The sequence below is a fragment of the Fundicoccus sp. Sow4_H7 genome (genome assembly GCF_052115865.1).
Lineage (GTDB): Bacteria > Bacillota > Bacilli > Lactobacillales > Aerococcaceae > Fundicoccus_A.
The window spans coordinates 258,105-274,173 of record NZ_JBQKME010000001.1 but is presented as its reverse complement, the minus strand read 5'-3'; the positions used below and the strand labels follow the sequence as shown (position 1 = coordinate 274,173).

General features: G+C 36.6%; 12 protein-coding genes and 5 pseudogenes. 1 reads left to right on the top strand and 16 read right to left on the bottom strand.

What is annotated here, in order from left to right; all coding sequences use genetic code 11:
- Nucleotides 1-25: 25 nt before the first annotated feature.
- From ACTQ54_RS01070 to ACTQ54_RS01050, 5 genes and pseudogenes are all read right to left on the bottom strand, one after another.
- Nucleotides 26-232 carry a hypothetical protein gene (locus ACTQ54_RS01070; RefSeq protein ID WP_441753981.1) on the bottom strand — a complete coding sequence of 69 codons (207 nt, stop codon included), beginning with the start codon at nt 230-232 and terminating at the stop codon, nt 26-28.
- A gap of 242 nt (nt 233-474) precedes the next feature.
- Nucleotides 475-723: pseudogene (locus ACTQ54_RS01065) on the bottom strand (ATP-binding protein); the annotation flags it as partial.
- A gap of 99 nt (nt 724-822) precedes the next feature.
- Nucleotides 823-1,839, bottom strand: coding sequence for a tyrosine-type recombinase/integrase (locus ACTQ54_RS01060; RefSeq protein WP_441753980.1), 1,017 nt, complete (start codon nt 1,837-1,839; stop codon nt 823-825).
- Nucleotides 1,832-2,818: a tyrosine-type recombinase/integrase gene (locus ACTQ54_RS01055; protein WP_441753979.1), complete on the bottom strand. Its 987-nt coding sequence runs from the start codon at nt 2,816-2,818 to the stop codon at nt 1,832-1,834. Before ACTQ54_RS01055 ends, ACTQ54_RS01060 begins: the two co-directional genes overlap by 8 nt.
- Nucleotides 2,808-4,025, bottom strand: coding sequence for a site-specific integrase (locus ACTQ54_RS01050; RefSeq protein WP_441753978.1), 1,218 nt, complete (start codon nt 4,023-4,025; stop codon nt 2,808-2,810). Before ACTQ54_RS01050 ends, ACTQ54_RS01055 begins: the two co-directional genes overlap by 11 nt.
- A 141-nt stretch (nt 4,026-4,166) precedes the next feature.
- On the opposite strand from ACTQ54_RS01050, the pseudogene ACTQ54_RS01045 reads away from it, so the two are divergent.
- A pseudogene (locus ACTQ54_RS01045) lies at nt 4,167-4,415 on the top strand (ATP-binding protein); the annotation flags it as partial.
- Here the strand turns inward: ACTQ54_RS01045 and ACTQ54_RS01040 are convergent.
- The 11 genes and pseudogenes from ACTQ54_RS01040 to ACTQ54_RS00990 all read right to left on the bottom strand — a co-directional run bounded on the left by ACTQ54_RS01040 (nt 4,410) and on the right by ACTQ54_RS00990 (nt 16,069).
- Nucleotides 4,410-4,664, bottom strand: coding sequence for an ATP-binding protein (locus ACTQ54_RS01040; RefSeq protein ID WP_441753977.1), 255 nt, complete (start codon nt 4,662-4,664; stop codon nt 4,410-4,412). The pseudogene ACTQ54_RS01045 and the gene ACTQ54_RS01040 sit on opposite strands and share 6 nt — an antisense overlap.
- Nucleotides 4,661-5,050, bottom strand: a pseudogene (locus tag ACTQ54_RS01035) (ATP-binding protein); the annotation flags it as partial. The gene ACTQ54_RS01040 and the pseudogene ACTQ54_RS01035, both read right to left, overlap by 4 nt.
- A 96-nt stretch (nt 5,051-5,146) precedes the next feature.
- Nucleotides 5,147-5,416, bottom strand: a complete 270-nt coding sequence (locus tag ACTQ54_RS01030) for a hypothetical protein (protein WP_441753976.1) — start codon at nt 5,414-5,416, stop codon at nt 5,147-5,149.
- 245 nt (nt 5,417-5,661) lie between these two features.
- On the bottom strand, nt 5,662-6,684 hold the full coding sequence (istA, locus tag ACTQ54_RS01025) for an IS21 family transposase (RefSeq protein ID WP_441753975.1): 1,023 nt from the start codon (nt 6,682-6,684) through the stop codon (nt 5,662-5,664).
- A gap of 568 nt (nt 6,685-7,252) precedes the next feature.
- Complete coding sequence (locus tag ACTQ54_RS01020) at nt 7,253-8,230, bottom strand: hypothetical protein (RefSeq protein WP_441753974.1); 978 nt, start codon at nt 8,228-8,230, stop codon at nt 7,253-7,255.
- Between the two features lie 22 nt (nt 8,231-8,252).
- Nucleotides 8,253-8,990 (bottom strand): hypothetical protein, encoded by a 738-nt coding sequence (locus ACTQ54_RS01015; protein WP_441753973.1) that lies wholly within the window; start codon nt 8,988-8,990, stop codon nt 8,253-8,255.
- Between the two features lie 25 nt (nt 8,991-9,015).
- Nucleotides 9,016-9,645 carry a hypothetical protein gene (locus ACTQ54_RS01010; protein WP_441753972.1) on the bottom strand — a complete coding sequence of 210 codons (630 nt, stop codon included), beginning with the start codon at nt 9,643-9,645 and terminating at the stop codon, nt 9,016-9,018.
- A gap of 176 nt (nt 9,646-9,821) precedes the next feature.
- Nucleotides 9,822-10,877, bottom strand: a pseudogene (locus ACTQ54_RS01005) (caspase family protein); the annotation flags it as partial.
- Between the two features lie 24 nt (nt 10,878-10,901).
- Nucleotides 10,902-12,314: pseudogene (locus ACTQ54_RS01000) on the bottom strand (IS5 family transposase).
- Between the two features lie 779 nt (nt 12,315-13,093).
- Nucleotides 13,094-14,506: a Coenzyme F420 hydrogenase/dehydrogenase, beta subunit C-terminal domain gene (locus tag ACTQ54_RS00995; RefSeq protein WP_441753971.1), complete on the bottom strand. Its 1,413-nt coding sequence runs from the start codon at nt 14,504-14,506 to the stop codon at nt 13,094-13,096.
- 27 nt (nt 14,507-14,533) lie between these two features.
- On the bottom strand, nt 14,534-16,069 hold the full coding sequence (locus ACTQ54_RS00990; RefSeq protein WP_441753970.1) for a lipopolysaccharide biosynthesis protein: 1,536 nt from the start codon (nt 16,067-16,069) through the stop codon (nt 14,534-14,536).

The following is a 16,069-nucleotide window of genomic DNA, read 5'->3' as shown; positions in this document are numbered from 1 at the left end:
CGCGAGTGACTCCTTGTTTATCAGTTCAGTTACGGTAAGCAGAAAAGTTAAAACGTACAGCTTTAGTATCAATGTAGTAATCATCATCTTCATTGGACTCCCAGTTCATCGCTTTTTTCTCATCCGTTAACCATTTTTTCGACTTTTCTTTTAACATCGTTCCGTAAGGGATAATAGCTGTTAGGTCTGGAAAATCATCTTCAAGAAAAACGATAATTGTCTTCACAACCATAGCCTGCATCCATATTGAGAAATTTCATGGAATTAATCAGTTTTTTGTGAGTCTTTATAAAGGGTTGAAGTGTCCGTGTAAAAGCTGGATTAGGAAAAACGGAATAAGCCAGTGCATATTGATTACTTGTCGCTATTTGAAGATTATATCGTGGCTTTAGTTGACCATTTCGCATCGGATTGTTAATGTCAACTGAAAAATGGTCCACCTTGCTATTCAAAAACGGACCACTTGGCGGCAACTTATGACGTTGTCAGTGACTCAATCCATGTACTCGTTTGTTTAATGCGGTAACTTTCACCTCGCATATCGATGACATTCGCTTGATAGGCTAATCGGTCCACTAAAGCCCCAGTTAAAGTGGCATCTTTAAAACATTCTTGCCATCGATCAAAGGTTAAATTAGTGGTAATCATAATGGATCCTTCATCGTTGCGATTCGATAGTAAATTGAATAAGAGCTCAGCGCCAGATTCATCGAAAGACAAGTAGCCTAATTCATCTTATGGAAAGCTTAATATTATGTGAAGTTGAATGCTAAAAGCCTTGTTTTTATGGAATCTTTAACATCCAACTTCGCATAATAAATGCTATATAAATTCTTTTAACCAGTTCAATAAATTATCTTTTTCATTTTTAGTAAACTTTTCTTCTGGAATTACATTATGACTTGCTTGTTCGATAGCTTTTCGTTTTACCTCTGGATTAGATTTTGCATAAATTTCAGTCGTAGTAACCGATGAATGTCCTAAAAAGTCTCTTATATATATCAAGTTAACGCCACCTTCTAACAAATGCATTGTTTTACTATGTCTAAATATATGTGGAGAAACTTTGTTTGGAAATAGGTCTGGACATTTTTTTCTGGCAGTCTCTATATACTTATTTAATATATATGAGATTCCAGCTCGTGTTAGTTTCTCTTGTTTTTTGTTAAAAAATAAAGGTGTTGAGATTTTCAATTCGTTAAATAAACCGTAATCATCTATATAAGCTTTCACGATATTTATTGTTTGAGGCATTATTGGAATAATCCTTGTTTTGTTACCTTTTCCAGTTAGACGTATTGTTGCTGACCCTTTGATTCTTATATCGCCCACTAATACATCTGCTAGTTCTTGGACTCTTGCTCCTGAATCGTAAAGTAATGAAAGAATGGCTAAATCCCTGCGACCTTCTTTTGATGATATATCAGGAGTAGCCAACAGTTCTTTAATTGCTGTTATAGATAAATAGTTCATTTCAACCACTGGCGTTTTTTTGGAACGTATTGATAATATAGAATTGCACAATTCCATATATTGTGGGGCTTCAATTTGTAAATATCGAAAGAATGCATGTAAAGCTGCCAATCTTTGATTTCTGGTTGAAATAGAATAATTTTTTGTATCTTCCAACCATGTTAAAAACTCCTCAACCATCTTCCTGCTTATCTTTGAGAAACATAATTTTTCCGGTTTAATTCGAAGAACTTCATTACAATATCTTAGATAAATTGTAAAGGTATCCCTATATGATTTAATTGTGTTATCACTGTATCCCGTTCTTTGTGTGATATATTCTAAAAAGTATTTAGATAAATATCTCCCAAAATCAGCACTATTCATTGATTTTCACCTCCGGAAAAACTCCGCTATAAAGAGGTGTAACAGAATCAATAATTTGTCCATAAGCTTCTCCTGTAAGTCTCAGATATTTTTCTGTACTTTCAATATCCCGATGTCCTAAGTAGGTACATAAAATTGGTAAAGCGCAATAAATGTCCTGGCCGTCCTGTACCATCTTTTCTAAAGCGTGAACTGCGAAAGTATGTCGAATATCATGAACCCTAGGGCCAATTTCGTTATCTGTAAATATTCCAGCCTTCTTCATAAAATGCTTAAATTTAACATACACAGGAGTATTGTTATATTTCCCATTATCCCGTGAGGGATAAAAATATCCATTATCGTGCATTTCAAATCCCATGTTTGAAGCATATTGTCGACAATAATTTTGTAATGATGTCGACATAGGAACTAGTCTGCTAGTATTGTTCTTAGCTTTTTTAACGGTTAGTATCCCGTTAACTAGATCAACATCAATCTTTTTTAATGATAGCGCCTCATTGATCCTTAATCCACATCCATACAACATTCTGAAAAGCATCGGGTAGATCAAGTGATAATGCTTACTACACGGGGTATAATCCAAGCTATCTAAAACTTTTATTATGCTGGCGATTTCTTTATGGGTAAAAATATAAGGAGTAAATGTTTTTATAATAGGGATTAATTCTTTAGGGTGCACGTAAAAATTAAAGCCCAAACTGTTCATAAAAATTGAAAATTGTCTAATAAGGCTCATTCTCATATGTTGAGTCTTTGTCGATTCATTGCCTCTTTTGCTTACATAGTCCTCGACCATATCCTTATTCAGCCTCAAAATGGCCATATCGTAGTTTTTAAAAAAATCATCCATGTACCTTAATTGATAAAGTGAAGACTCTCCAAATTTATAACCAAGATTTCGTTTATATTTAACATACATCGGACAATACTCTTTAAAAGGACCATCAAAGATGAAATTCTTTTCTCTATCTTTCATATGGCACCTCCAATGCAACCGTTCGAAGTTGTTCAATATCAATACGGAGATACAATTTCGTTGTATTTGAATTTTCATGACCTAGTACGCCTGTAATAATAGGGAATGGGGTGTTATTCTTAAGTAGGTTGCTTGCCATACTATGTCTCATGGAATGGAGACCGTGCTTCCTGCTATTGATGCTGATGCCTGCGGCATCCATATATTTATTTATATTACTCCAGAATACATTTCCTTTTACAAATGCAGTAAAGGGAGCCCGGTGGCGTATAAAAACATGAGAATCATCAGTTTTGGGTCGACTATTTTTTATATAATCAATCAAGGCGTATTTCAAGTTGTCAATTAGTGGAAGCCGTATTGAATTCTTGGTTTTCTCCTGTATAAATTCTATAGTGTCTAAGTGCCACTTTATGTTTTCAAATTTTAAATTTCTTATATCTCCAGCACGCATCCCCAACTGTACGGCTAATAATATTACTATATAATCTCTACGCCCAATTTCAGTGTTCCTATCCACCTGCTTAAGTATCTTTTGTATTTCTTCTATTGAATAATAGGATGGAATTCTCTCAAATTTATTTGTGAAAACAACCGGCAAGAGGTGACTAAGTGGCGATTTCGTATAGCCTTTTGAAATAAGAAAAGCCAAAAAGTCTCTTATAGTGAACAAAATCCCGGACCTTGTTGCACTTGCATATTTATTTAATGTTTCTAAATAAAGAAGTACATCATCAGGACTTAAATTATTTAGATCCATCAAATTTTTGTTACCAAGATAACTTAGGAAATCAATAATCTGTATTTTTTTACCCTGAAGAGTACGATGAGACAATCGAAGCTCCTTTTGGAGCAGAATATATTCTTCCAAAGGATTCTTAAATTGATGAGGAACCTGTCTTCCTGACCGTTGATGGCATAAATGAAACGAATTATGCTGGCGGAATTCTTCCAGAACCTTAATGCATCTGACCTTAAATACTTGAGAAGATGATAATTTTATATCTTCCCTAATGCCATAATAGTCTGATAGGAAATCTTCCCCTAACTTTAATGAGAAACTTTCGTGATTTTTAGTTTCTGCATATTTCATAAAATGCTTCCAGACAAGCCTATACTGATAAATGGTTCCTTCGGAATACTTTAAATCAACTAAATGTTGATTTGCCTGCTGAATTAATTCTGTAAGATTAGTAGTATCGGACATTTTTTAACCTCCTAAATAATGTTAGATACTACTTTATCAGTAAAATATTATGCAAAGTTAATTACTAAGAATCTTTTGTTACATCTAGCTTTTAGATCTTAACTTTACATAATATTTAGCTTTCCATAAGATGAATTAGGCTACTTGTCTTTCGATGAATCTGGCGCTGAGCTCTTATTCAATTTACTATCGAATCGCAACGATGAAGGATCCATTATGATTACCACTAATTTAACCTTTGATCGATGGCAAGATTGTTTTAAAGATGCCACTTTAACTGGGGCTTTAGTGGACCGATTAGCCTATCAAGCGAATGTGATCGATATGCGAGGTGAAAGTTACCGCATTAAACAAACGAGTACATGGATTGAGTCACTGACAACGTCATAAGTTGCCGCAAAGTGGTCCATTTTTGAATAGCAAGGTGGACCATTTTTCAGTTGACATTAACAAATTTGAAATAGCACGATCAAGAATGGCATCCGCAATCGCACCACCTCCTAACTTTTTATGCCATTCGCCAGTCTCCATTTGAGAAGAAAGAATAAGAGAACGATGTCTACTCCTTAACTCAAAAATCTCCATGAGATATTTTTGTTCATGTTCGGTTGTTGGCGTTAATAAAAAATCATCGATCACCAACACATCTGGTTAGCTAATTTCTTTAGGTATTGGGGTAATCGATCGTTCATATCCGCTTCAGATAGTTCAGAAAGTAAATCGTACATTCTGATATAACGTGCCGTATAACCCTCTTCAATCACATAACGACATAAGGCATTGGTTAGAAAGGATTTCCCGGTACCTGTAGCCCCTTGAATAATAACGTTTCGATTGTTGGTAATGAACTGACACGTCGATAATTGATGGATGGTTTCTTTGTTTATTCGACGACTGGGCGAATAATCAATATCTTGGATATGAGCTTGTGGTTGAGAGAGTTTGGCTAATTTAAGATTACGTTGCACGGTATTGTGTCGCCTCGATAGATATTCTTCACTCACTATTTCCTCAAGGATATCTAAGGTTGAACGTTGATCAGTGAGGAGACCCCATACAGATCGACTAAGCGATCCGCCATTACTGGTAACCTCATTTGTCTAAGGTAGCTAGTTAGAAGCTTAATCCTTTCGGTTGAATGAGTCATAATAGTCTGCTCCTCTCAAATAAGATTGTTCCATTTGGGGTAAAGTGTTAGAATTTGTTTGCGTCATAGAATGTTCGACTAACTGCTTAATTAAGTTAATGGTTGGGTGAGTTGACCGTTCTAGAGCAAAATGGCAGGCTTTATCTAATCTTTGGTCGGAGTAGGTATCTGCCATTTTTAATATTGCATGAACTCTTCTGTAATATTGTTGTTCAGGACCTTGGTCAAATAGTCTCGAAATCACCGTGTGGACGTTTGGTCCAATACGACTCGCCCAATTTAAATACCGTTCGCTGTTCCATTTTCCATAGTGTTGACTATCTTCAGGTAAGTGGGCTTGAATGGTTGAATAAGCACCTGGTCGCGTACCTGCGATTCGATGTTCACAAATAAGCAGTTGTTTTTGGTAGATTTTGTCACGATCTGTATATATTTTCAGAGAAACTTTTTCGCCAATGTATTGGTAAGGAACTGAATAGTAATGTTTGTTTAGGTGATATGGCTATTGTTGTAAGCTTTTGCGTCTTTAAAGTGGCATATCTCATAAGGATAGGTAGGCAACGGTTTTAAGCACTCCTGCTCAAATGTTTCATACATTGATTGGCGACTGCCTTCTTTCTTTTGAAAGGGTTTAGCATTGAACTCCGCCAGTGCAAAGAGTAAATAATGATTATATTCTTGGATACTAAGGCACTGATAGTGGCGCATTCGAGCAATCAGATGTGTGGTTAAGTGTTTGACGTGGCTTTCGACAGAGCCCTTATCTTTAGGTCGGTATACGCGTGTTGGTACGACAACGGTTTGATAGTGCGCTGCCATATCTTCGTAGGTTGCATTCAGTACCAACTCATTTTTAGTGTGTTTTGTGACACCTACTCGAAGATTATCTGGAATTAATAGCGTTGGAACTCCTTTAAAGAACTCAAACATCTTGACGTGAGCGTCTATCCAACTCGCTGATTTTTGATCCACACAAGCTTGAGCAAAACTATAGTTACTAAAGGGGAGCGTTCCGACAAATAATTCTCCTTTTATTATTTCACCCGTCATTGGATCAATCCATTGAGGCCGAGTCCCGGCCCAATCAACCTGAGCTTGTTCACCAGCTTTATGATGGAGTATATGGCTAAAGTTTGTTTTATTCAGATACTCATTGAAATGCTTTTTAAACTGTGTTAATTGATAAAATACTTTTCCCTCCAACCGACAATCTTGAGCATATTCTTCCCAAAGTAACTGCAAAGTTACCCCCGGCTTCACTAATTCTTTCGCAATCTGTTGAAAATCTGGCAAGACATAGTAACGACTGACTTGTTTTGTCTGTAGTAGACTAAACATCTCTTCAATTTCTTTGAAGGACCACTGCGATAGCACCTCGTACATTAAATCTTTCTCTTGAGCAATTTTGACGGTCCTTGTGACTGTGCTCCTACCAGAAGCCACGATTTTAGCAATTTTTCTTAAACTAAAACCAGCTTCGTGCAGCCGCACTATTTCTAAGTAATTGGGCATTTCTGCACCTCCATCCTAATTTTTGTATGGTTCAAACCATACATATTAGTTATACCATTAGAAAAACAAAAAGAACCACAAAAGTGGTTCAATCAAAGCGATTCATCTAGCTCAAGCAAGAGCGATTTAGGTGGTACAGTTTAACGCGACGACGTGGCTCTAATAGAGCGCCGTATCCAGTCCATTTAAACTCCGGTTCTTACAGTGGGACAGACCGAACTCTGGGATAAGCTGCAGATGCAGTCCTATACCGCTATACGCCAGAGAATCGATATTCAGTGCAAAATCCAGCCTATGGATCATTCCCAAGTACGTGAGTACTTGAAGAGTCATCTGGATTACGCAGGAGTGGATCGTGATATCTTCACGGACGAAGCCATAGAAGTGATCTACAGATTCTCAGGCGGCTCATCAAGACTGGTAAACAAGGCCTGTACAAGTGCACTGATCTACGGATATCAGAATGGGAAGAGAATTATTGATGACCATATTGTCAAGCTGGTTATCAGTGGAGAGTTAAGCTAAGAAAAATGGCATGCCTATAAAAGCATGCCATTTTCTCCAGCAGTTATCGGACACTGGACGCCGTCAGATCTTGGACAGAATGGAAAAGCATTAACACCATATAATATACAGCTAATCTAATATTCCCTTCTACCACTCTTGGATATTTTTTTAGCTTTGCAAGACTTTCAGCTGCCATCTGAACATGCTCTTCCATCTTGATTTTAGGAGTAGGTTTGATAGTCTTCTGAGAATAATTATCTGGTGCAAAGCACTCATTGGCAATATCCAGGTCCGTAAATATGGCTTCTATTAGCATACCGTGTTTTTGATAAATGTCTTTAATATCACTCATAGAACTGTATATAACATCAAATTTATAAGGCTTTATCCATTCCTTCTGAACACTAACTTTTTCAAGCTCCATTCTACATCTTTGGTTGACCTCATAGTCTTTTAGTTCTTTAATATAAGCTTCAATATCTTTAAGCGCATTTTTCGTCATATATTCATTAATTCGATTATGGACTGTAGCATACTTATGACAATGCGGAAATTGAATTTCTCGTAAAGGTATATTAATTTCTTTCAAAGCAAAGTATTTTTCCGGCATTTTCAACGTAAAGTATTTATCTATATTATCATTTATGCGATCCATCACAAGATCAAAGTTCATCTTATTGCTAAACATCATTCTTAGAATGCTTACATCGAAAATTGTCTGCCTTTCCTTTGATAGCAAGGGATGAATTTCCTTATATCCATCCACAATCACTTTTGAAATTTCGTTGTTATTTTTATTCTGCCTAGAAATTTCCAGACGAAGGTTAAATTCTTCCTTCATATCATTTAATGTTTTGTCCTGAATTAATATTTCATACTCTTGGAAGTACTGTATCGCCTTTTGTTTATCACCTTTTTGAAGGCTTGTATGAATAAGATTTTGAAACGAACTGTGTATTATCTCACGATTCTTTTGGTTTTTTGCTATTTCATAGCTCTGTCGGTAAAATGAAATGGCATCAGTAAGGTTTCCCTCCATGAATCGTAGTCTTCCATAGTTATTATATATCATGGCTTGTATATAGAGGCTCTTTTGTTTCAGAAGTAACATTTAATGCTTTTTGCCAGTATTCACTAGCCGTTTCAAGATTCATTGCATTTTCTTCTATCATCGCTTTTAGCATCAAATAATTAGGTTCAGATTCATCTTTAATATAACTCAAATAATGTTTTGCCTTATTCATATCACCTAATGTATAAAGTAAGAAAGCTTTTTTCCTTGATAAATCTGCTATTTCTTCTTCAAATAGTTTTTTATCATCTATAGACTGATATACTTCGTAGGCATCAGCAAATCTTTCTAGTGCTCTTAAATGTTCTGCTTTTAACTTTTGAAACTCATAATTCTCTGTATAATCAATTAAATAAAATGGCTTTTTCTCAAATAGCCTTTCATCATTTAAGCTATATCCTTTAACAAGCAAACTCCGCAAGTACTCTAGTTTCTTTTTTGAATATAGGATTGGCTTCTTGGACGCTAAATATGCTGTCATTGAGTATATTACAAGTAATACAATAAGCATGATAGTTGTCGGTAGGCTTGTGGACTCTATAATTATTACGTTGAATATTAATAACACCAAGATTACAAAAGTGATAAAACGCGCAAAATATCTAGGGTGTCTGAGTTGCTTAATTTTAACACCTAACCAGACTCCAGCTGCTACAATAAATAAGCTCGACGCTATAATCCCTGGAAAATGTTCATTAATAAAACTATATAGGTCTAATAATTCCAATCATATCACCCACCTTCAACTAAACCTACTCATCTTCTCCTCGATGCTGCACATTCATAGCATCAACCCAATCTTCCTCAACATACATCATCCCATTCCGACCTTCTACCTTCCGGTTTGGACCAGCTTTATACAGCTTGCAGCTTAATGGCCCATAACAGAAAGTCTCAAACCTATACTTCTTCCGTCCTTTAGGGTTCCAGTTATCTACAATAATCTCAACAGGCATCCTTGCTCCCCACATACAGCTGCTACACTTAGTGTCATATGTCCTAGCTGCCAGTCTTCGGTGTCCTCTTTCCCTGTAAACCTCTAGCTCCGGCGGCACCAGTTCCCAGGGAGATGATGTGTTAGAGATGGTAGTGCTTCGGGTGATTAGTTTTAGTTTAGAGACTTTGTAGTACTCAGTAGGTTCTAAGTCAGGATCCGCTACTGGAATGCACTCACCAGAGATCACATCGTTTACCTTGAATTGATGTTTAGTTTGGGCAGCTTTACCAATGCCGATGGAGAAGGTGGTGTTAGTGTTGTCCAGTTCTCCCTCCAAGGTAATGGCATAACCCAGGTATGTATGGGAGGCTTCATCGAAAGACCTGGTTAAACGGATCCGTGGTTGGATTGAAATTATAGTACCTTTGAAGATGTGTTTGTCCATAACTAGGAGGCCTCCTTTCAATATAGCAATGTGAATTATTCTGATATTGAGCATTCCCATTCTATTGTACTGCCGAATATAGGATCATATTTAACCGCATTACCAACTAAATTTCTACCTTTTTCACCAACAGTTTCTTTATCTAGATTTTTCATAATCGATACTACTGGCGAAGTTTAATTAATTTCCCTAGTCTCTGACTTAATATCAAACTTACATTCATTGTCCTTTACTTCCCCGCTAATAAATGATTTAGTTTCATTTGTTGTTAAGTGTAATATAAACCCATCTGGCAAAGTTGTTTTTATATGGAGCGATTTATTATCAGCTGTATAGTTAAACTCCACATCAATTGATTTCCCTTCAAGAGGTCCCAGTCTTTCCATACTTTCTGGAATTGGTGGTATTTCACCCATTCTAATTTTTCTACCCTTATAATACCATGAATGATTTTTGTCCATTTTGAAATAATTGCTATCTCTCATAATAAAAAAAGTGATCAACTTATTCTCTGCCTCGGGCAGTAAATGGGTCTTATATTTAGAACTTTGGATTTTGCTATACATAAAATAGATGTCTAACAAAGGTATCTGAAATCTCTGTGAGGCGTCAATGAATATTTCATATTCTCCCGCAATATACCCACTTGTTTTCTCATATCTATCACCATTTTCTTCTATGTAATCATAGACTTCTTTATCCAAATTAGTTGTCTTAACAATTTTATTAATAACTACTGTATTCCTAAGTCCAGAAATGCAATTAGATATTTGAGGATACCCTTTTTTATCTAAATCATATCTAACCTTCTCGAATAATTCATTTATTGATATGTTAGGAAGTAAAATATGGTTACATATCGCCTCTGTAAAATGACTTAGAGCATATTTAGTATAAGAAGCCACGGTACCAAACTGAGTTGCATATGCAATATAAGTGTCCTGAGGTAACGAAAAAGTTGATGTGTAATCTCCCTTATATTGTGCATCAAAATTATTTCGACAAGCATCAATAATAACAATTTTTATGATTTTTCTTTGGTTCCAGTTAAATAGATTTTCAACGTTGTATCCATTCTTTTCAATTGGCTTTGAAAGGTAAAAATCAATTGGCACAATATAATTCTGTCCTCTATAATGAAATCCGTGTCCGGTGAAATAAACAATGTTTATTGAATCCGTCGGTGCTTCCTCATAAAATCTATCTACTGAGTTTGTAATATTGTCGTACTTACAATTGAAATAAGTAACTAATGGTTACTGAACAAATGCCAAATTTTCGCGATAGGAAACAACTAGGAAAAGCCGCGAAAAAAGGGCGAAAAAATCATGGCAAATCTTCTTCAGATTCACCACGAGGATGGACAGGGCGATGACACTTTCGGTCGTTTCGGCAAGTCGGGTGTAGATTTTGCCCAAACCGCACTTCAGCTTGGCTAGGCTGAATTTTCGTTCGACTTCCACTCGCTCGCAGATGTCCCTGTAGTCTTGTTTTCGATCAGGTTTTTCGTTCTTCTTCGGTCTGCCCAGGGCTGGGCCGGATAACCGGATCCCCCGTTCCTTGCAGAAGGCCAAATTGTCCCGGTTCCGGTAGATCTTGTCCGCAAGGACTCGTTCCGGGTAAGTTCCTGTTCTCTCCCGATAGCGCTCGATGATAGCTTTCAGGGTCGTCGACTCGTTATCCGCTTCAAAGGACTGCTTCTCCAGGCGGGTGAACCCGCCGCACACGCTGATATCGAGCTTTGCGCCGAATTCTACCGGAGCCTTTATCTTTCCTCTGACAATGGGCCTCAGATAAGGCTGAGACAGGCTGACAATTCGATTTTCCACACTGTGGGTGTGGTGATCTAACATGTACTTCTGCTGTTCAAAGAGGGACCGGACGGTCCCAAGCCTCTTCTCCGATTTTGGGCTAAGAGTTTTTCCCTTGCTGAGCAGGATGTCGATGGATTTCAGGTTTCTCTCGAGATATTGCAGTTGCTTTCGAATTCCCTTGCGGATTTCCTTGGACGTCTTTCTCTTCTTCCGAACCATGTTCAGATAATCCTTGCGTGCCTGCATCTTGTAGGTTCTGGGCTTCCTGCCATCCTTCGGGTCATGGAGTTCCGTGATCATGTCCTCGGTGTTTTCACGGGCTTCGTTCAGCAGTTCAATGTCCTGTGGGTATTTGATATTGGATGGCGCACAAGTGGCGTCGACAATCAGCGTCCCATCAGTCTCCGGAGAGCCTCCTGGTCCGCTATTGCCGTCGTCCTCGTTCGAGTCCTATTTCTCGGCGTTTTTGATAATCATCTCGTTGATTTCCCCCACGATGGAAGGCGTCAGCCTCTTTCTGAAGTGGACCATCAGGGAGGGGTCGAAGGGCAGCTTGTATTCGTACTTCGCAAAGCCACAGAAATACTGGAGATATGGGTTTTCCTGGATCATCAGGGCGGTTTCCTCATCCGAGAATCCGTATTCCAACTGGATGATCAGTGCCCCCAAGGCAAGATGCAGTGGCTTCGCCACATTGCCTTTGCGGTTAGCAAACAGCTTCGCATACTTTAGTTCGATCTGCTCCCAGGGAATGGCATCTGCTTTCTTGATCCAGCGGTTGTCTGGATTCATTTCCATCCCCACAGGCTGGCCGAAATCGGAAAAACTGATCTGTTTGCTCTTGAACTTATACATCGTGCATCTCCTTGTGCAAGCATTTTCGTTAAAATCAGAGGTTTTCTATACCTTAATTATACGATAAAAGAGCCTTAAACACACCTACATCAACGGTTTTCAGATTATTCAGTAGCCATTAACTACTTCAAAAGATTACTGATTCAATTTATACTTTAGAGCGTCTAAGTCATTCTGCGCTGAAGTTACTTGTGTTATTGGCGCTTCATAATCTTTTACACCTAATAGCAATGGCCTTTTCCTCAAAATAACACCTCATTCCTAAGACCGAATTATTCCTTAATACAAGCTAAATACCCCCACAACTCGCTTCCCATTAATACAATATTCTGTAAATTATCCTTTTTAAAAAACGGACATCTCTGCAACTAAAAATGCCCGTTCTCTTTCACTGCTTATCTGAAAAGTTACCATCACAGCACATCCTGGTGTTAACATCACAGCTAATCTGGGATGTCAAACTTATCTCGCTGTCAAAGTAATCATGGCATATCTGCAATATCATCATTACTACCGATCTTGATACCAGCCTATTTGTCTATCTGTTTATTCTGTATAGCTGCTCATCTCTTTGTCCCGTATATCAACTTGTCCATTTGTCCGTGCCCGGCACCTCTCAAATCTAAGCTTTAGTTGATGTAACCCTTATTACTTCTAATGCCTCATATAAGATTCCCAAAATTTACTTATGTGGCGGAATAGTTTCTTGGGGAGTTGGTGGGATTGGCGATATGGGAGTAACAAATCATTGATCTTTTGAAGCTGAATCTGATAAAGATCTATCTAGATATTTTCCTTAATACTTTCCTTATGATTGCTTTCGTTACACCAGAAATCCCCATTTTCTTCACTGCCAATAATATATACAACTGATTATATTTTTTTGAGAGTTTCCCCATTTCAGTTTTAAAATAATCTAAATCATCTAATTCAACAGCCTGTTTGTAAACTATGTGACTTTTAGTAGAAATCTCTTCTCTCAAATCTTGTACTTTTCTTCTAAGTAACGGAATATCATTCGAAGCCTCGATCCTTTTCTTTGGGCGCCATTGATTTGCATTATCCTTCTTATATAATCTATAAGCTAGTTCATCATGAGTGTGTCTATAGTGTGCAGCTTGTGATCTAAAGATAGTCTCCTTATCTACAACGTCTAAATTGAGTCTCTCAGATTTAATTCCTTCTTTTATTAAATCATCAATCACAGGATTTCTAACTACAATGACATTATTCCCCTTGCTATCTTTTGTATATTCCGGTAACCATGCATCACCTAATGCTATATCTGCAGTTTCGTTCATTACATCATCTGTAAAATCTGAAGCTTTAGTTTTGAAATAACCTTGCCCCCAATCCTGTCCTAATAATTCCTTGGTGGGTTTCACTATTGTAACTTCTTCTCCATCAATTGTCCCTGTAATTTCTACTCCATAATTGCTTGCAGGTTTATCCAACAATTTTTTTCTAAAATTAATTTGTTTTAAATTTCCGGGTTTTATACCTACTTGCCAAGCCAAAGCTTCCGCAAATTTACTGCTCTTCTGATGACCACAGATTAGACCCACTGTAAACTTAATTCTATCTTTAATAATACCATCTTTCTCCGCCAAGAGTCGAACTGCCATAATAAAACTAGGTATTCCAATAATTGCATACCTTCCAGGAACCTCTCTAACTATTTTTAACACTTTAGAGAGCTCAACTGGATAATATCTCGTTTTTGAACCGGTTTTAATTTCATCAATAGATCTTGAAATATCATATTGAAACATTATTGGACTACTATTATCCTGATTTTCTTTTACATGAATAACGCCATCAATAAGATCTTTTTCGAAAAGTTCTTTTAAAATCCAAGTTCCCATACCACCAGAACTTGCATTCTCTCGATATTCACCTTCAGTTACATGACCAGCATATAAGGACTTAAAATACCCAATTCTCTCATCATATTGAATTCCCTGGATATTTTCATAAAGCTTTTTGGAAATCTCTGATTCATCTATTTGTTCATTTAAATATGGAGAAACATATTCAACAACTGGATCCAGCTCATCATCTTCAGCCAGTGATACTATTTCTTCATAAATTCCATATTCATTAAGATTCAACTTTATGTTGTCATCAACAACTGCACATGAACCACTAGCTTCACTGAATATTTTCTTTTCATTAAACTCGGCTACTTTCATTCTATCACCCCTATCATTTTACTGTAGCTATCTTACTAATCTATTAAAGAGTTTTCTGATTGGTTTACCTAATAAGTCTCGTTCATATTGATTCATGCCAAAAGACCACATGGAAGCAGAAAATATGAAAACATATATAATTCCAAGCCCTAAAAAATTGAATGGATTACTAAGATTAAAAAATTCATTAAATAACATACCCGCTATTGTTGGAGCAATAAGAGCCGGAAGAAAACTTAAAATTTGCTTCCAAAAAAACAACATGTCCAGCCCAACTTTCACATGATTATACCAGTTCATTAATAATCCATTTCCTACAAAGAATGACGCTGCTGTGCCAATCGCTGCACCAATACCACCATATGTCTTAGCTAAAGGGATAGTTAAAGCCAAATTTCCTATTGCAATGAAAAAATATACCCAAGACCTAAAATGATGCATATTTTTTGCTCGTTGAATCTCTATTCCAATATTTTGTATAAGCGGAATTGTAACAGGAATAATTAAGAGTAATACTATTGGATAAGAACCATCATAGTTCCCACCTGCCCACATGTTAATGAAAGCCCTACCGAAGAAAATTAGTCCACTTGAAATTAATGAAAGCATGATAAACTGTACCCTTCCAATTCTTGTAAATAGCTTAGTTAATTCAGTATTATTGTACGAATTTGCGACTAATCTATGTACTCTAGGAATAAATACACTCGATATTGCTGTAGATAGCGATAAATAGTAAGTGTTCAATTGTGCTGCTAACCCATATACAGCTACGGAAACCGCGCCATGAAATCTTCCTAAAATAAACTTGTCTATATTCCAATTAATCTGATCAATCAATAAATTTATAAAAATAAAAGAAGAGAATACAGTCATGTCTCTCATCAACTTGAAATCAAAATTCCTAAAAGAAAATCTCATTTTGAGTTTTTTAACACAGTATACTGCGTTAATTATCTCAATGGAAATATTTAGAAGCGTGGTAACAACAACCATCCCGACTGAACCATATCCCATTATAAGAACCGGTAAAACAACAAAGGGATTTATTACAACTCTTATCATTTCAATGAATTTTTGGAATATAAATTTTTCATTTGCTGTTATGTGCGAAGTAAAGACTATATTAGGAAATGAAATAGCTAGATTTATTACTAAAATCATCATCAAAATCTTTGCTCTTGATAATTCAACACCAGTCAGTTCAGAACCAAATATAACTTCAGTGTTCATTGCTAGTAATGTTCCTGCTATTACCGCTATCAATCCAATAACAGAAAAGATAATTAAAAACATACCATTCAAGGTAGCTATTTTTTTTCTGTCATCTTGAACTTTGTATCTAGAATAATAGCGCATATATGCACTACCGAATCCAAAGTTTAAAACACCTAAATAGGCGACAACAGATGCCACTAAGTTATACAGACCGTATTCACTTTGCCCCAATAACCTCAACATTATCGGAGTATAAATTATGGATACAAGATAACCTAGACCCATTGATATATATGATAAGGCAGCTCCGGCCTTTAATTGATTAGTATTGGATTTTAAATTCAA